Consider the following 16491-nt stretch of genomic DNA (forward strand, 5'->3'; position numbering starts at 1 on the left):
GGAGCAGAACCCTCGTGAGCCTGCGCGGCGTGCTCGACGTCGTCCTGACCGACCCCGGTGTGGCCCGGGTGGTGGACCGGGCCGGCGCCGCCGACCTGGCCGTCACCGCCCCGCCCACCGTCCAGCCGCTGGTGGCCGCCGCCCTGGCGGCCCCGTCGCCGGGTGCCGACGTCCCGGTCCTGGTGGTCACCGCGGGCGAGCGGGACGCCGACGCGACCGCCACCCTGCTGCGCTGCTTCGTCCCGGACCGCCGGGTCGAGGTGTTCCCGGCTTGGGAGACGCTGCCGCACGAGCGGCTGAGCCCCCGGGCGGACACCGTCGGCCGCCGGCTGGCCGTGCTGCGCGACCTCACCCACCCCGAGGCCGCCACCGGCCGGATCGACGTGCTGGTCGCCCCCATCCGCAGCCTGCTGCAGCCGCTGGCCCCGGGCCTGGGTGACCTGGTCCCGGTGGAGCTGAGGTCGGGCGACGCCGCGGAGCTCGACGTGGTCAGCCGGCAGCTCGCCGACATGGCCTACACCCGGGTGGAGCTGGTCGAGAAGCGCGGTGAGTTCGCCGTCCGCGGTGGTCTGCTCGACGTCTTCCCGCCCACCGAGCCGCACCCGGTCCGGGTGGAGTTCTGGGGCGACGAGGTGGACGAGCTGCGCTACTTCTCCGCTGCCGACCAGCGCTCCCTGGACGAGCGGCCCGAGCGGCTGTGGGCCCCGCCGTGCCGCGAGCTGCTGCTCACCCCCGAGGTCCGCGAGCGCGCCCGCGCCCTGGGCGTCGAGCACCCCGAGCTGGTCGAGGTCACCGACAAGCTCGCCGAGGGCATCGCGGTCGAGGGCATGGAGGCCCTCATCCCGGCGCTGATCGGCGCGGCCCGGATGGAGCTGCTCACCGACCTCGTGCCGCGTGGCACGCACGTGCTGGTCTGCGACCCCGAGCGGGTGCGCAGCCGGGCCGCCGACCTGGTCCGCACGGCCGAGGAGTTCCTCGCCGCCTCCTGGCAGACCGCCGCCGAGGCCGGCCAGGCCCCGATCGACCTGGGCGCCTCCTCCTTCCGCGACCTGGAGGACGTCGCCGACGACGCCCGCGGCCGCGGTCTGCCGTGGTGGACCACCGGTGCGTTCACCCTGGCCAGCGAGGACGACGACACCCACATCACCCTGGACGCGACCGGGGTGGACCGGTTCCACGGCGACGCCGACGCCGCCCAGGCGACGCTGCGCGACTGGGGCCGCGAGGACTGGCGGGTGGTGCTCACCTTCGCCGGCCCGGGCCCCGCCCAACGCGCCGCCGACCAGCTCACCGAGGCCGACCTCGGCGTCCGGCTGGTCCCGGACATCGCCGCCCCGCAGGACAGCGGCCTGACCTACGTCACCCAGGGCAACCTGGAGGCCGGGTTCGCCTTCCCGGGCGTGAAGCTGGCGCTGCTCACCGAGCACGACCTCACCGGCCAGCGCGGCACCTCGATGCGCGACGCGACCAAGATGCCGGCCCGCCGCCGCAACGCCGTCGACCTGGTGCAGCTGCAGCCCGGCGACCTCGTCGTCCACGAGCAGCACGGCGTCGGCCGGTACCTGGAGATGGTCAGCCGCACCGTGCACGGCGGGCAGCGCGACTACCTGATCGTCGAGTACGCCCCCGGCAAGCGGAACCAGCCGCCGGACCGGCTCTTCGTGCCCACCGACGCCCTGGACCAGCTCACCCGGTACGTCGGCGGCGAGGCCCCGGCGCTCTCCAAGCTCGGCGGGGCCGACTGGGCCAAGACCAAGGGCCAGGCCCGCAAGGCGGTCAAGCAGATCGCCGCCGAGCTCATCCGGCTGTACTCGGCACGCATGGCCAGCAAGGGCCACGCCTTCGGCCCGGACACCGTGTGGCAGCGCGAGCTCGAGGACGCCTTCCCGTTCCAGGAGACCCCCGACCAGCTGGCCGCGATCGACGAGGTCAAGGCCGACATGGCCCAGCCGGTGCCGATGGACCGGATCATCTGCGGCGACGTCGGCTACGGCAAGACCGAGATCGCCATCCGCGCAGCGTTCAAGGCCGTGCAGGACGGCAAGCAGGTCGGCGTCCTGGTGCCGACCACGCTGCTGGCCAACCAGCACTTCAAGACCTTCTCCGAGCGGATGGCGCAGTTCCCGGTCACCGTCGCGGTGCTGTCGCGCTTCCAGTCGAAGACCGAGTCCGACGAGACGCTGCGCAAGCTGGCCGACGGCGAGGTCGACGTCCTGGTCGGCACGCACCGGCTGCTGCAGCCGACCACCCGGTTCAAGGACCTGGGCCTGGTGATCGTCGACGAGGAGCAGCGCTTCGGGGTCGAGCACAAGGAGTACCTGAAGTCGATGCGGACGGCGGTCGACGTGCTGTCGATGTCCGCGACGCCGATCCCGCGCACCCTGGAGATGAGCCTCACCGGCATCCGGGAGATGTCGACGATCCTCACCCCGCCCGAGGAGCGGCACCCGGTGCTGACCTACGTCGGTGCCTGGGAGGACAAGCAGATGGCCGCGGCCATCCGCCGCGAGCTGCTGCGCGACGGCCAGGTCTTCGTCATCCACAACCGGGTGCAGTCCATCGACAAGGCCGCGGCCACCATCCGCCGGCTGGTGCCCGAAGCCCGGGTGGCCGTGGGCCACGGGCAGATGAAGGAGCACGAGCTCGAGAAGATCATGGTCGGCTTCTGGGAGAAGGAGTACGACGTCCTGGTCGCGACCACGATCGTCGAGTCCGGGCTGGACATCCCCAACGCCAACACCCTGATCGTCGACCGGGCCGACACCTTCGGGCTCTCCCAGCTGCACCAGATCCGCGGCCGCGTCGGCCGTGGCCGGGAGCGGGCGTACGCCTACTTCACCTACGACCCCAGCCGGCCGCTGACCGAGACCTCGGTCGACCGGCTGACCACCATCGCCAACAACACCGACCTCGGGGCCGGCATGGCCGTGGCGATGAAGGACCTGGAGATCCGCGGGTCGGGCAACCTGCTGGGCGGCGAGCAGTCCGGGCACATCGCCGGGGTCGGCTTCGACCTCTACGTGCGCCTGGTCGGCGAGGCGGTCAGCGACTACCGCGCGCAGGCGACGGGGGAGTCCCCGGCCGTGGAGCCGGCCGACGTCCGGGTCGACCTGCCGGTCGACGCGCACCTGCCGCACGACTACGTGCCCGGCGAGCGGCTGCGGATGGAGGCCTACCGCAAGGTCGCCTCCGTGCAGGACGACGACCAGGCCCAGGCCGTGCTCGACGAGCTCACCGACCGCTACGGGCCGGCGCCCGCCCCGGTGCTCAACCTGCTGGCGGTGGCCCGCTTCCGGGCCGCCATGCGTGGCCTGGGCATCACCGAGGTGTCGATGGCCGGGCGCAACGTGCGGCTGAGCCCGGTCGACCTGCGGGAGTCCCAGCAGATGAAGCTGGCCCGGCTGGCCGAGGGCGCGTCCTACAAGTCGGCCGGCAACCTGGTGTCGATCAAGGTGCCGGTCGGCCCGGACCGCCGCACCCCGCTGCGCGACGTGGCGCTGCTGGAGAAGCTGCACGCACTGATGACGTCGGTGGTGGAGCAGCCGGTCGCGGCCTCGGCGTGATCCTCGCCGTCGTCGCCCTCGCCGGCGCCGTGCTCTGCTACGGCGTCGCCGGCGACCGGCTGAGCGTCGGCGCGCAGGCGGTCGGTCCCACCCTCCGCTCCCGCGCCTGGTGGACCGGGACCGGGCTGCAGGCCGGCGCCTTCCTGCTGGCGCTGGTCGCCCGTCGTGAGCTGCCCCTGCTGGTGGTGCAGTCCGCGATCGTGGCCGCCCTCGCCGTCACCGCCGTCCTGCAGCGGCTCACCGGCACCCGCCGGTGGGGACGGGGTGAGGTCCTGGCGGTGGTCGGGACGATCGCCGGGCTGGCCCTGCTGTCGGCGGCCACGCTGACCGGGCCGGCCGTCGTCCGCGGGGGAGCGGTGCTCGGCTGGCTCGCCGCCGGGCTGCTGGTGGCCGTCGTGGGCGTGCTGCTGCCGCCGAGCACCTGGGTGGCCGGAACCCTGGCCGGCATCGCCTTCTCCGTCGGGGCGGTGGGCGCGCGGGTGCTGGTGTCGGAGCTGCCGACCCGGTGGTGGCAGGTGTGGGAGCTGCCGGCGAGCTCCTGGCTGGCCGGAGGGCTCACCGCCGGTGGGCTGCTGCTCGGCCAGCTGCACCTCACCCGCGGGCTGACCGGCGCACCGGCCGTCCCGGTGCTGGCGATCATGTACGTGGTCAGCACCATCGCGCCGGCCGCGGTCGGGCACTGGCTGCTGGCCGAGGGGGTCCGCCCGGGGTGGGGGATCCCGGCCGTGGCCGGGTGCGCACTGGCCCTGGTCGCCGCCGTCCGGCTGCTCGGCACCGGTCGCGAGCAGGCCGCCCCCGCGCCGGGGTGAGTCCTGGATCACCCGGGCGTGAGAAGGTCACCCCGTGCGCCGTCGTCCGATCGTGTCCCTGCTGGTCCTGGGCTTGGCGGTGGCCGGCCTGGCCGGCTGCCGGACGTCCCCCGACGTCGCGGCCTACGTCGGTGATGACCGGGTCGGCGTCACCGAGCTGCAGGACGCCGTGGCGGAGCGGCTGGCCGACGACGACGTCGCCGCCTACGCCGCGGGCCAGGACGAGGGCGCCTTCACCCGGCAGGTGCTCGACCTGATGATCGGCGAGCGGGTGTACGACGCCGTCGAGGAGCGCTACGACATCGACGTCACCCCCGGCCAGGTGCGCGACCGGATCACCGAGCTGCTCGCCGGCGAGGACGAGGATGCGCTGTTCACCCAGCTCGCCCAGCAGCAGGGCCTGCTGCCCGACGACGCCCGCGAGATCATCCGCGAGCTGCTGGTCCGCGAGCAGGTCGCGCAGGCCGAGGGGCTGGCCGACCTGACCGACGAGGGGATCCAGGCCGCCTACGAGGACGCGCAGACCGCCGGCGGCCAGTTCGACCTGGGCTACATCACCGTGCCCGACCAGGCGACCGCGGACGCCGTCGCCGCCCAGCTGCGGGCCGACCCGACCAGCTACGCCGCCCTGGCCACCCAGTACGCCGGCACGTACACCCTGGCCGCACCCCAGCTGCGCACCGCCGACCAGCTGCCCGACGTGCTCGCCGGCCCGGTCCAGGGCGCGCTGCCCGAGGGCGTCTTCACCGTCGCGGTCGCCGAGACCGGGGGCGTGGTGGTCGGCCAGGTGTCCTTCCCGCCGCTGGCCGACCTCGAGGACGACCTCACCGGCCAGGTCCGCCAGGACGCCTCGGACGCCGCCCAGCCGCTGGTCGACGACGTCGAGGCCGGGCTCGACGTCACGGTGAACCCCCGCTTCGGCACCCTGGAGGACGGCTCGGTGGTGGCCGGGGACGGCGGCGTCGTGCAGATCCTCTCCGGTGACGACGCGGCCGGCGACGCGGCCGACGGGTCGGCTGCCGGAGACTGACCGGGTGCCCCTCCTCCTGACGGTCAGCCCCCGCCTCCCCGGCCTGCTCGGCCCCGCCGCCTGGCAGCTGCTCGGCCGGGCGCCCGCGGTGGTCGCGCTGCCCGGGGCCGCGGCGACGGCGACGGTCCTGCGGGACGCCGGGGTGGTGGTCGGCGACGTGCTCGGCGCCGCCGCAGCCGGCCCGGACGACGTCGTGCTGCTGACCGCCGAGGAGGCCGGCGACGCGCCGGTGGTGGTGGGCGCCCCCGAGCCGACCGGCGCCCGGCTGCTGGACGTCGTCGCGGTGATGGACAGGCTCCGCTCGCCCGGCGGCTGCCCCTGGGACGCCGAGCAGACCCACGCCTCGCTGCGCGGCTACCTGCTCGAGGAGGCGCACGAGGCCTACGACGCGATCACCGACGAGGACCCGGTGGCCATGCGCGAGGAGCTCGGCGACGTCCTGCTGCAGGTGGCCTTCCACGCCCGGGTGGCGGCCGAGTCCCCGACCGGCTTCGACGTCGACGACGTGGCCGACGGCCTGGTCGCCAAGCTCGTCCGCCGGCACCCGCACGTGTTCGCCGACGCCGGCGACCTCGACGTCGCGGGGGTCGAGGCCGGGTGGGAAGCGATCAAGAAGGCCGAGAAGCAGCGCCGGTCGCCCACCGAGGGCGTCTCCTCGACCCAGTCCGCGGCCGCCTGGGGTGCCGCGCTGGTGTCGCGGGCCCGGCGGGCGGGGCTGCCGACCCCGCCGCCGGCGGAGCTGGCCGCCGCCGACCCGGCGGCGCTGGGGGAGCAACTGCTCGGCGTGGTCGCCGCCGCGGCCGACCGCGGGTGGGACGTCGAGGACGCGCTGCGCACCGCCGTCCGCCGGTACGCCGCCGACCTCGACGCGGCCGCTGGGGTCGCTCAGCCCTGATCGGCGGCCGAGGCCGGCGAGGAGCCGAGCAGCTGCGGCAGCCAGAGCAGGACGGCGGCCGCCAGCGCGGTGGCCACCCCGAACCCGGCCGGACCGCTGCCGTCGACGTAGGCCCACAGCAGCCCGACCACCGGGGCCAGCGCGACGGCCACGACGTCCCCGCGCAGCTGGCGGGCCATCCCGACGTCGGCGGCGGTCGGGTCCACCGGTGCCTGCCGGAGGTCCCCGCGCGGCTCGGACCGCCGCAGCCGGCCCGAGGGCCAGATCTGCTGCCCGTCCACCACGGGAAGCACCCGCGGGTCGGTCACCGGGTCGCCGTGCACGGTGACCGCCGTGCCGGGGCGCAGCCGGTCCAGCTCGGGGCTCCAGTGCACCGGCAGCCAGCGCACCCCGCGCCCGGTGACCAGCTCCAACCAGCTGCGCACCAGCAGGCCCTGCCGGACCACCAGGTGGGTGGCGGTGGCCGTGGTCGCCGGCGCCCGGACCAGCCGCGGCCGGGTGACCAGCCGCAGCCCGGTCAGCAGGCCGACCACGAGCACGGTCAGCGCCACCAGGACGATCCCGAACAGCACGTCCTGGACGGCGGCGTGCGCGGCGTCCCCGTCGGCGTAGACGACCACACCCCCGGCCGGGTCGTACTGCACGGCGATCTCCGCCCCGGTCGGGATGTCCACGGCCTCCCGCAGCTCCAGCCGGCCGTCGCGGTCGGCGCCGTCGGCGTCGGTGAAGGTGACCGACACGGTGCGGTCGGCGACGTCGGACACCGTCGCCGTGGCGGTCGCGGTCGCCCGGGCCAGGGGCTCCTGGGTGGTGCCCAGCCGCAGCGCCAGGACCACCAGCAGGACGACGCCGACCACCAGCACGGGCACCAGCCCCACCAGCAGCTGGGTGCGGGCCCGGGTGTGCGGACGGGGGGCGGTCGGCTGGGTCATCACCGGCCATGGTCCCGCACCGGCGGCGTCACCGGCGCGGGTCCGGTCCCGATACGCTGCTCCCCGTGGCCAGCATCGATGCAGTAGGCGCGCGGGAGATCCTCGACTCGCGCGGAAACCCCACCGTGGAGGTCGAGGTCGCCCTCGACGACGGGACGATCGCACGGGCGGCGGTGCCCAGCGGCGCCTCCACCGGCGCCTTCGAGGCGGTGGAGCTCCGCGACGGCGGTGACCGCTACCTCGGCAAGGGCGTGACCAAGGCCGTGGACGGCGTCCTGGACGTCATCGGCCCCGAGCTCGTCGGCTTCGAGGCCACCGAGCAGCGGCTGGTCGACCAGGCGCTGATCGACCTCGACGGCACCCCGGACAAGTCCCGGCTGGGCGCCAACGCCATCCTCGGCGTCAGCCTCGCCGTCGCCAAGGCCGCGGCCGAGTCCTCGGGCCTCCCGCTGTTCCGCTACGTCGGCGGCCCCTCGGCGCACGTGCTCCCGGTCCCGATGATGAACATCGTCAACGGCGGTGCGCACGCCGACTCCAACGTCGACGTCCAGGAGTTCATGATCGCCCCGATCGGGGCGGCCACCTTCGCCGAGGCGCTGGCCACCGGCGCCGAGGTCTACCACGCGCTCAAGGCCGTGCTGAAGAAGCGCGGGCTGTCCACCGGCCTGGGCGACGAGGGCGGCTTCGCCCCGTCGCTGCCCAGCAACCGGGACGCCCTCGACCTGATCACCGAGGCCGTCGAGAAGGCCGGCTACACCCCGGGCACCGACATCGCCTACGCCCTGGACGTCGCGGCGACCGAGTTCCACTCGGCCGACGGCTACGCCTTCGAGGGCAAGACGCTCACCGCCGGTGACCTCACCGAGTACTACGCCGGGCTGCTCGACGCCTACCCGATCGTCTCGATCGAGGACCCGCTGTCGGAGGAGGACTGGGAGGGCTGGGTCGACCTGACCGCCGCCCTCGGCGACCGGGTGCAGATCGTCGGCGACGACCTCTTCGTCACCAACCCGGTCCGGCTGGCCGACGGCATCGCCCAGGGCGCGGCCAACGCGCTGCTGGTCAAGGTCAACCAGATCGGCACGCTCACCGAGACCCTCGACGCGGTCAACCTGGCGCACCGCTCGGGCTACCGCTGCATGATGAGCCACCGCTCGGGCGAGACCGAGGACACCACGATCGCCGACCTCGCCGTCGCCACCGACTGCGGGCAGATCAAGACCGGCGCCCCGGCCCGCTCGGAGCGGGTGGCCAAGTACAACCAGCTGCTCCGCATCGAGGAGGAGCTCGACGACGCCGCCCGGTACGCAGGTGCAGCCGCCTTCCCGCGGCTGACCCCGGCGTCCTGACCCCGGGCACCGTTCGTGGCTGACGCCCGCTCCCGCCGGGGCACGTCCCCCGGCGGGGGCGGGCGCTCGGCACCCCGTCGCCGCGCCGCCGCCCGGCCCGCCGCGGCCGGTGGTCGCGGCGCCGCCGACGCCCGGCAGGGTCGGCGGCGGACCCGCCGGCCGGCCCGCAGCACCTCGACCACCGGGCGCAGCCCGCTGGTCACCGGGCGGGCCGTGCTGCTCGGTGTCCTGGTCCTGCTGCTGGCGCTCACCCTGGCCGGTCCGGTCCGGTCCTTCGTGGCCGGTCGGCAGGAGCTCGCCGAGCTGGCCGCGGAGAACCAGGCGCTGTCCCTGCAGGAGCAGCAGCTGCAGGCCGAGCTGGACCGGCAGGGCGACCCCGCCTACCTGGCCCAGCAGGCCCGGCAGCGGCTGAACTTCGTGCTGCCCGGTGACCGGCTGGTCATCGTGGCCGACGGCACCGTCGTGGCCGGCGAGGAGCCCGCCCGCACCCCCGGCATCGCCGAGGACGCCCCGCAGGTGCCCTGGTACGAGGGCCTGCTGCAGTCCGTCGGCACGGCCGACGGCGGGTGACCGCCGCGGACGCGCCGACCGGCCCGGCCGCCCCCGCCCGGGTGGTCGTGCTGCTGTCGGGCACCGGGTCGCTGTGCGCGGCACTGCTGGACGCCGGGCGGCCCTCGTTCACCGTGGTCGCCGTCGGCGCCGACCGGGAGGCGCCCGGGCTCGCCGGTCCGCGGGAGCGGGGGCTGCCGACCTTCGTGCTGCGGCTGGGTGACCACCCCGACCGGGCCGCCTGGGACGCCGCGCTGGCCGACGCCGTCGCCGCGCACGAGCCCGACTGGGTCGTGTGCGCCGGGTTCATGAAGCTGCTGGGGCCGGCCGTGCTCGCCCGGTTCGGCGGCCGCCTGGTCAACACCCACCCGGCGCTGCTGCCGGCCTTCCCCGGCGCGCACGCCGTGCGGGACGCGCTGGCCGCCGGGGTGACCACGACCGGCGCCACGGTCCACCTCGTCGACGCGGGCCTGGACACCGGCCCCGTCCTGGCGCAGACCCCGGTCCCCGTGCTGCCCGGCGACGACGAGGCCCGGCTGCACGACCGGATCAAGACCGTCGAGCGGGCGCTGCTCGTCGACACGATCACCACACTCACCAGCTCGAGGAGCGGCACCCCATGACCGATCGCACCCCCGTCCGCCGGGCGCTGCTGGGCGTCTACGACAAGACCGGCGTCGAGGAGCTGGCCCGCGGGCTGGTCGAGGCCGGCGTCCAGCTGGTCAGCACCGGCGCGACCGCCCGGCGGATCGCCGAGGCCGGCGTGCCGGTCACCCCGGTCGAGGAGGTCACCGGCTTCCCCGAGTGCCTGGACGGCCGGGTCAAGACCCTGCACCCGGGCGTGCACGCCGGGATCCTGGCCGACCGGCGCAAGCCCGACCACGTCGCGCAGCTGGAGGAGCTGGGGATCGCCGCCTTCGACCTGGTGGTGGTCAACCTCTACCCGTTCCGCGAGACCGTGGCCTCGGGCGCCACCCCCGACGAGTGCATCGAGCAGATCGACATCGGCGGCCCCGCGATGGTGCGCGCCGCGGCCAAGAACCACCCGTCGGTCGCCGTCGTCGTCGACCCGGCCCGGTACGACGAGGTGCTCGCCGCGGTCCGGGACGGCGGGACGACGCTGGTCCAGCGCCAGCAGCTGGCCACCGAGGCCTTCCGGCACACCGCGTCCTACGACCTGGCCGTGGCGACCTGGCTCGGCGACGTCGTCGCCCCCGACGAGAGCGGGTTCCCGGCCTGGCGCGGCGCCGTGTGGGAGCGGGCCGACGTGCTGCGGTACGGGGAGAACCCGCACCAGGCGGCCGCGCTCTACCGGCACGGCCAGTCCGGTCTCGCCCACGCGCAGCAGCTGCACGGCAAGCAGATGAGCTACAACAACTACGTCGACACCGATGCCGCCTGGCGGGCCGCGCACGACCACGAGGCGCCGTGCGTGGCGATCATCAAGCACGCCAACCCCTGCGGCATCGCCGTGGGCACCGACCTGGCCCAGGCGCACCGCAAGGCGCACGCCTGCGACCCGGTGTCGGCCTTCGGCGGGGTCATCGCAGCCAACCGCGAGGTCGACCTGTCCACCGCCGAGCAGATCGCCGAGGTGTTCACCGAGGTCGTCGTCGCCCCGTCGTTCACCGACGACGCGGTCGAGGTGCTGACCCGCAAGAAGAACGTCCGGCTGCTGCGCATGCCCGCCGACGCCGTCGCCGACCCGGTCGAGCTGCGCCCGGTGGGCGGTGGGCTGCTGGTGCAGCAGGCCGACCGGATCACCGCCGACGGCGACGACCCCACGTCCTGGACGCTGGCCACCGGCTCGCCGGTCCCCGCGGCCACCCTGGACGACCTGGTCTTCGCCTGGCGGGCCGTGCGGGCGGTCAAGTCCAACGCGATCCTGCTGGCCGCCGACGGCGCGACCGTGGGCGTCGGCATGGGCCAGGTCAACCGGGTGGACGCCGCCCGGCTGGCCGTGCAGCGGGCGGGGGAGCGGGCCGCCGGGTCGGTCGCGGCCTCCGACGCGTTCTTCCCGTTCGCCGACGGGCTGCAGGTGCTGCTGGACGCCGGGGTCACCGCGGTCGTGCAGCCCGGTGGCTCGGTGCGCGACGAGGAGGTCGTGGCCGCCGCCGCCGAGGCCGGGATCGCCCTCTACCTGACCGGCACCCGGCACTTCGCGCACTAGGCGCGCCCCCTCCGGCGTGGATCAGGTGGGACGACCGCCGTGCATCCTCAGCCGCCGACGTCGGTGGCTGAGGATGCACGTCCGTCGTCCTACCTGATCCACGACACCGGGAGGGAGCCGTCGGTCAGCGGACCTTCGGGCCGGTGAGCAGCGCCTTGAGGGCGCCGAGCAGGCCCAGGCCGGCGACGCCGAGGGCGAAGTAGAAGCCGAGGTCGAAGGTGCCCAGCTGCCAGTCCCGGTCGTAGGAGGGGACCAGGACGGCGGCCACCACGAGACCGGCGACCAGCAGTGCCAGCACGCCCAGCGCGCGGTGCGCGCGCGCCGGCACCAGCAGCAGCAGCCCGAGCAGGAAGAGGACCGCGCCGCCGGCCAGCACGGCACCGGGCTGCCAGAGGCCGCGGTCGAACAACCCGGTCCAGTCGGTGCGGGCCTGGTCCACGACGTCGCGGGCCAGGTCCAGGCCGGTCGGGCCGTCCGGCGTCCAGGGCAGCAGCAGGCTCAGCGCCGCGGCCACGCCGGCCAGCAGGAGGCACAGTGCGCCGAACGCGTCGCCGCGGCGGACCGCCACGGGCTTCGTGGACCAGGCGGGCGCGGTCGTCGCCGGGTCGACCGGTGGCCGCCACGTCCCGTCCGCGGGCGCCGGGCGGTCCACGCCGTGCCCGGCCGCGCCGTCGGCCCCGACGCTGCGGAAGGGGATGGGCGGGGTGTCCTGGCGGGGGGCGGGCGCCACGGGGTGCACCTCGGTCGTCTGCTGGTCGGCCGGGTCCGGGCCGGGTCCGGGCGCGCCGAACACCTGGGTGCGGTCGGCATCGGTCCGTTCGGGCTCGCTCACGGGTCCTCCTGGGGCGTCGACCGGTTCTGCCGCCGAGCCTAGGAGAAGCAGGAGGACCTCGTCCCTCCCCACGACACGCTCCGCGCGCCGTGGGGCCCTGGGACGAGGCCGTTCCAGCCGGTCACGGCCGGGGTGCGGCAGACTGGGCGGGTGACGGCGACGCGACTGGACGGCAAGGCCACAGCGGGGGCCATCCGCACCGAGCTGACCGAGCGGGTGGCCGCACTGACCGCTGCCGGACGGCGCCCGGGGCTGGGCACGCTGCTGGTCGGCGACGACCCGGGCAGCCGGTGGTACGTCAACGCCAAGCACGCCGACTGCGCCCAGGTCGGCATCGCCAGCATCCAGCGTGAGCTGCCCGCCGACGCCTCGCAGGCCGACGTGCTGGCCGTGGTGGCCGAGCTCAACGCCGACCCCGCCTGCACCGGCTACATCGTCCAGCTGCCGCTGCCCCCGCAGGTCTCCGAGGCCGCCGTCCTGGAGGCGATGGACCCGGACAAGGACGCCGACGGCCTGCACCCGACGAACCTGGGCCGGCTCGTGCTCGGGGTGCCCGGCCCGCTGCCCTGCACCCCGCTGGGCATCGTGGAGCTGCTGCGTCGGTACGACGTCCCGCTGGCCGGGGCCGAGGTCGTCGTCGTCGGCCGCGGGGTGACCGTCGGCCGACCGCTGGGCCTGCTGCTGACCCGGCGGTCGGAGAACGCCACCGTGACGCTGTGCCACACCGGCACCCGCGACCTGGCCGCGCACACCCGGCGCGCCGACGTCGTCGTGGCCGCGGCCGGGGTGCCGGGGCTGGTCACCGCCGACATGGTCAAGCCCGGCGCCGCCGTCCTCGACGTCGGCGTGAGCCGGGTCGACGGCAAGATCGCCGGTGACGTCGCCGCCGACGTGGTCGAGGTCGCCGGGCACGTCGCCCCCAACCCCGGCGGGGTCGGTCCGATGACCCGGGCGATGCTGCTGAGCAACGTGGTCACCCTGGCCGAGCGGTCCGCCGCCCCCGCGACGGCCTGAGGCCCCCGGTGGCCCGCGCCCCGCTGTACACCCGCCGGCCGTTCCTGGCCGGCGTCCTCCGGCAGCTGCCGCTCACGGCGGTGCTGGTGGTCGTGGCGGTCGGCCTGGTCACGGTGGCCGCGGGCAACTGGCGGCGCGGGCTGGTCGTCATGGGCCTGGCCCTGGTCGGCGCCGCGGTGCTGCGGATGCTGCTGCCCGTGCGCCGGGTGGGGTTCCTCGCCGTCCGCAGCAGCACCACCGACGTCGTCCTGACCGCCGGCGGCGGGATCGCGCTGGTCCTCGTCGCGCTGGCCATCCCGCCCACCTGATCGGGGCCGGGGGCGCAGCCGACGGGCTCCGGCGCTAGGTTGGCGGCCATGGCAGCGCAGCCCGGTACCGGCAAGATCACCGTCGTGGGGTCCGGCTTCTACGGCTCGACGACCGCACTGCGCCTCGCGCAGTACGACATCGTGCGCACGGTCGTGCTCACCGACATCGTCGAGGGCAAGCCCGAGGGCCTCGCGCTGGACATCAACCAGTCCCGCTCCATCGAGGGCTTCGAGACCGAGGTCGTCGGCGTCGGCGGCGGGTCCTACGAGGGCACCGAGGGCTCCGACGTCGTCGTGATCACCGCGGGGCTGCCGCGCAAGCCGGGCATGAGCCGGATGGACCTGATCGAGACCAACGCCGGCATCGTCCGGTCGGTGGCCGAGAACGTGGCCCGGACCTCCCCGGACGCCGTGGTCATCGTGGTGAGCAACCCGCTGGACGAGATGACCGCGCTGGCCCAGCTGGCCACCGGCTTCCCGACCGCCCGGGTCATGGGCCAGGCCGGGATGCTGGACACCGCCCGGTTCACCGACAACGTCGCCCGCGAGCTCGGCGTCCCCACCGCCTCGGTGCGGACGCTGACCCTGGGCAGCCACGGCGACACCATGGTCCCGGTGCCCAGCCGGTGCACCGTCGACGGGAAGCCGCTGTCCGACGTGCTGGCCGCCGACCGCATCGCGCACCTGGTCGACCGCACCCGCAACGGCGGGGCCGAGGTCGTGGCGCTGCTCAAGACCGGCTCGGCCTACTACGCGCCCTCGGCCGCCGCGGCCCGGATGGCCAAGGCGGTCATCGAGGACTCCGGTGCGGTCATGCCGGTGTGCGCGTGGGTCGACGGCGAGTACGGGATCTCCGGGGTCTACCTGGGGGTCGAGGCCGAACTGGGCCGAGAGGGTGTGCGCCGGGTGGTCGAGGGCGACCTGACCGACGACGAGCTGGCCGGGCTGCGCGATGCAGCCGAGGCCGTACGGGCCAAGCAGGCGGACGTGGCCGACCTCTGAGTCGGCCTCCAACAGAGAGGGATCACCCACACGTGAGCAAGATCAAGGTGCAGGGCAAGGTCGTCGAGCTCGACGGCGACGAGATGACCCGGATCATCTGGCAGTTCATCAAGGACGAGCTGATCCTCAAGTACCTCGACGTCGACCTCGAGTACTACGACCTGGGCATGGAGAACCGCGACGCCACCGATGACCAGGTGACGATCGACGCGGCCAACGCCATCAAGGAGCACGGCGTCGGCGTCAAGTGCGCGACGATCACCCCGGACGAGGCGCGGGTCGAGGAGTTCGGCCTCAAGCAGATGTGGCGCTCGCCCAACGGGACGATCCGCAACATCCTCGGCGGCGTGATCTTCCGCGAGCCGATCATCATGGAGAACGTGCCGCGCCTGGTGCCGGGCTGGACCAAGCCGATCATCGTCGGCCGCCACGCCTACGGCGACCAGTACCGCGCCACCGACTTCAAGTTCCCCTCCGCGGGCACCCTGAAGGTCGTCTTCACCCCCGAGGACGGCGGTGAGACCATCGAGCGCGAGGTCTTCCAGGCCCCCTCGGCCGGCATCTCGCTGTCGATGTACAACCTCGACGACTCGATCCGGGACTTCGCCCGGGCCTCGTTGAACTACGGCCTGGCCCGCAACTACCCGGTGTACCTGTCGACCAAGAACACGATCCTCAAGGTCTACGACGGGCGCTTCAAGGACATCTTCCAGGAGATCTTCGACGCCGAGTTCGCGGAGAAGTTCGCCGCCGCCGGGATCACCTACGAGCACCGCCTGATCGACGACATGGTCGCGGCCAACCTCAAGTGGGAGGGCGGCTACGTCTGGGCGTGCAAGAACTACGACGGCGACGTGCAGTCCGACACCGTGGCGCAGGGCTTCGGCTCGCTGGGCCTGATGACCTCGGTGCTGGCCACCCCGGACGGCAAGACCGTCGAGGCCGAGGCCGCGCACGGCACGGTCACCCGGCACTACCGCCAGCACCAGGCCGGCAAGGAGACGTCGACCAACCCGATCGCGTCGATCTTCGCCTGGACCCGGGGCCTGGCCCACCGCGGCAAGCTGGACGGCACCCCCGAGGTCACCGAGTTCGCCGAGACCCTCGAGCGCGTCTGCGTCGAGACGGTCGAGGGCGGTCAGATGACCAAGGACCTCGCCCTGCTCATCGGCAAGGACGCCCCCTGGCTCACCACCCAGGACTTCCTCGCCGCGATCGACGCGAACCTGCAGAAGGCCATGGCCTGACGCAGTCGCCCCGACGGCCCCCTCCGCACCGCGGAGGGGGCCGTCGTGCGTCCGGGGTCAGCGGCCGAAGAGCTGGGTCCACCAGGGGCCGCCGGAGCCGTCGGCGATGCCGACGCCCAGGCGGGTGTTGCTGCAGTCCAGGATGTTGGCGCGGTGGCCCGGGCTGTCCATCCAGCCGGCCATGACCGACGCGCCGTCGCCGTAGCCCTGGGCGATGTTCTCCGCGCTCGCGCCGGACACCCCGGCGGCCGCGGCGCGGTCCCAGGGGCTGAGCCCGTCGGGCGTGGTGTGGCTGAAGTACCCGCGGTCGCGCATGTCCGCACTGTGCGCCCGGGCCACCGCGGCGAGCCCGCCGTCGGCGACGACCGGCCCGCAGCCGGCCGCGGCGCGCTCGGCGTTGACCAGGTCCAGCACGGCGCCCTCGGGTCCCGGGCTCGCGGCGGGAGCCGGGGCCGGAGCAGGGGGCGGGGCCGGCGCCGGGGCGGTCTCGGCGGGGGCCGCCGGGGAGGTCTCGGGCGCCGGCGGGGGACTGGTGGTCGGCTCGGTGGTGGGCGGCGTGGTCGCGGTGGCCGTCGTGGTCGGTGCCGCCGTGGTGGTCGGCGCAGCGCTGGTGGTGGTCGCGCTCGGGGAGGTCGCCGCGGCCGGCACCGGGTCGGTGCGGCCGGGGAGCGCCCAGAGCACGCCGCCCAGGACGGCGAGCACGGCCAGGACGGCGAGGGCGGGCACCCACCGCCGTCCCACGGGCAGCCCGCGCAGCAGCCGGCGGTCGTGCCCGGGATCGGTCATGGCCG

General features: G+C 74.9%; 15 protein-coding genes. 12 read left to right on the forward strand and 3 right to left on the reverse strand.

Annotated features, from left to right (window positions below; genetic code table 11):
• The first annotated feature begins 14 nt into the window (after positions 1 to 14).
• From mfd to UXQ13_RS01720, 4 genes are read left to right on the forward strand one after another with little or no spacing between them, the layout of a single operon-like run.
• Positions 15 to 3563, forward strand: coding sequence for a transcription-repair coupling factor (mfd, locus tag UXQ13_RS01705; protein WP_336391693.1), 3549 nt, complete (start codon positions 15 to 17; stop codon positions 3561 to 3563).
• Complete coding sequence (locus UXQ13_RS01710; protein WP_336391694.1) at positions 3560 to 4372, forward strand: hypothetical protein; 813 nt, start codon at positions 3560 to 3562, stop codon at positions 4370 to 4372. Before mfd ends, UXQ13_RS01710 begins: the two co-directional genes overlap by 4 nt.
• A 34-nt stretch (positions 4373 to 4406) precedes the next feature.
• Positions 4407 to 5402 carry a SurA N-terminal domain-containing protein gene (locus UXQ13_RS01715; protein WP_336391695.1) on the forward strand — a complete coding sequence of 332 codons (996 nt, stop codon included), beginning with the start codon at positions 4407 to 4409 and terminating at the stop codon, positions 5400 to 5402.
• Positions 5403 to 5406: 4 nt separating this feature from the next.
• Positions 5407 to 6297, forward strand: a complete 891-nt coding sequence (locus tag UXQ13_RS01720) for a nucleoside triphosphate pyrophosphohydrolase (protein ID WP_336391696.1) — start codon at positions 5407 to 5409, stop codon at positions 6295 to 6297.
• Here UXQ13_RS01720 and UXQ13_RS01725 read toward each other — a convergent pair.
• Positions 6288 to 7229, reverse strand: coding sequence for a hypothetical protein (locus UXQ13_RS01725; RefSeq protein ID WP_336391697.1), 942 nt, complete (start codon positions 7227 to 7229; stop codon positions 6288 to 6290). The two genes, UXQ13_RS01720 and UXQ13_RS01725, sit on opposite strands and share 10 nt — an antisense overlap.
• 65 nt (positions 7230 to 7294) lie before the next feature.
• On the opposite strand from UXQ13_RS01725, the gene eno reads away from it, so the two are divergent.
• The 4 genes from eno to purH are packed head-to-tail and all read left to right on the forward strand — an operon-like array spanning position 7295 to position 11297.
• Positions 7295 to 8578: a phosphopyruvate hydratase gene (eno, locus tag UXQ13_RS01730; protein ID WP_336391698.1), complete on the forward strand. Its 1284-nt coding sequence runs from the start codon at positions 7295 to 7297 to the stop codon at positions 8576 to 8578.
• 15 nt (positions 8579 to 8593) lie between these two features.
• Positions 8594 to 9148, forward strand: coding sequence for an FtsB family cell division protein (locus UXQ13_RS01735; RefSeq protein WP_225234595.1), 555 nt, complete (start codon positions 8594 to 8596; stop codon positions 9146 to 9148).
• Positions 9145 to 9750, forward strand: coding sequence for a phosphoribosylglycinamide formyltransferase (purN, locus tag UXQ13_RS01740; RefSeq protein WP_225234596.1), 606 nt, complete (start codon positions 9145 to 9147; stop codon positions 9748 to 9750). The genes UXQ13_RS01735 and purN overlap by 4 nt, the downstream gene beginning before the upstream one ends.
• On the forward strand, positions 9747 to 11297 hold the full coding sequence (gene purH, locus UXQ13_RS01745; RefSeq protein WP_225234597.1) for a bifunctional phosphoribosylaminoimidazolecarboxamide formyltransferase/IMP cyclohydrolase: 1551 nt from the start codon (positions 9747 to 9749) through the stop codon (positions 11295 to 11297). Before purN ends, purH begins: the two co-directional genes overlap by 4 nt.
• A gap of 124 nt (positions 11298 to 11421) precedes the next feature.
• On the opposite strand, the gene UXQ13_RS01750 is transcribed toward purH, so the two are convergent.
• Entirely contained in the window at positions 11422 to 12129 is a 708-nt protein-coding gene (locus tag UXQ13_RS01750; RefSeq protein ID WP_336391699.1) for a hypothetical protein, read from the reverse strand.
• Between the two features lie 150 nt (positions 12130 to 12279).
• On the opposite strand from UXQ13_RS01750, the gene UXQ13_RS01755 reads away from it, so the two are divergent.
• From UXQ13_RS01755 to UXQ13_RS01770, 4 genes are read left to right on the forward strand one after another with little or no spacing between them, the layout of a single operon-like run.
• Positions 12280 to 13143, forward strand: a complete 864-nt coding sequence (locus UXQ13_RS01755; protein ID WP_225234601.1) for a bifunctional methylenetetrahydrofolate dehydrogenase/methenyltetrahydrofolate cyclohydrolase — start codon at positions 12280 to 12282, stop codon at positions 13141 to 13143.
• A gap of 8 nt (positions 13144 to 13151) precedes the next feature.
• Entirely contained in the window at positions 13152 to 13451 is a 300-nt protein-coding gene (locus UXQ13_RS01760) for a DUF3017 domain-containing protein (protein WP_225234602.1), read from the forward strand.
• 48 nt (positions 13452 to 13499) lie between these two features.
• On the forward strand, positions 13500 to 14453 hold the full coding sequence (gene mdh, locus UXQ13_RS01765) for a malate dehydrogenase (protein WP_225234603.1): 954 nt from the start codon (positions 13500 to 13502) through the stop codon (positions 14451 to 14453).
• Positions 14454 to 14485: 32 nt separating this feature from the next.
• Positions 14486 to 15700 carry an NADP-dependent isocitrate dehydrogenase gene (locus tag UXQ13_RS01770; RefSeq protein WP_225234604.1) on the forward strand — a complete coding sequence of 405 codons (1215 nt, stop codon included), beginning with the start codon at positions 14486 to 14488 and terminating at the stop codon, positions 15698 to 15700.
• Positions 15701 to 15757: 57 nt separating this feature from the next.
• On the opposite strand, the gene UXQ13_RS01775 is transcribed toward UXQ13_RS01770, so the two are convergent.
• Positions 15758 to 16486: a CAP domain-containing protein gene (locus UXQ13_RS01775; protein WP_336391700.1), complete on the reverse strand. Its 729-nt coding sequence runs from the start codon at positions 16484 to 16486 to the stop codon at positions 15758 to 15760.
• Positions 16487 to 16491 lie beyond the last annotated feature (5 nt).

Origin of the sequence: Klenkia terrae (genome assembly GCF_037083865.1) — a bacterium.
GTDB classification, from domain to species: Bacteria; Actinomycetota; Actinomycetes; order Mycobacteriales; family Geodermatophilaceae; genus Klenkia; species Klenkia terrae.

What these genes read in the sequence shown, in the direction of transcription:
- UXQ13_RS01725 (WP_336391697.1), bottom strand. Translation starts at nt 7,229, where the DNA reads ATGACCCAGCCGACCGCCCCCCGTCCGCACACCCGGGCCCGCACCCAG.
- purH (WP_225234597.1), top strand. Translation starts at nt 9,747, where the DNA reads ATGACCGATCGCACCCCCGTCCGCCGGGCGCTGCTGGGCGTCTACGAC.
- mdh (WP_225234603.1), top strand. Translation starts at nt 13,500, where the DNA reads ATGGCAGCGCAGCCCGGTACCGGCAAGATCACCGTCGTGGGGTCCGGC.
- UXQ13_RS01775 (WP_336391700.1), bottom strand. Translation starts at nt 16,486, where the DNA reads ATGACCGATCCCGGGCACGACCGCCGGCTGCTGCGCGGGCTGCCCGTG.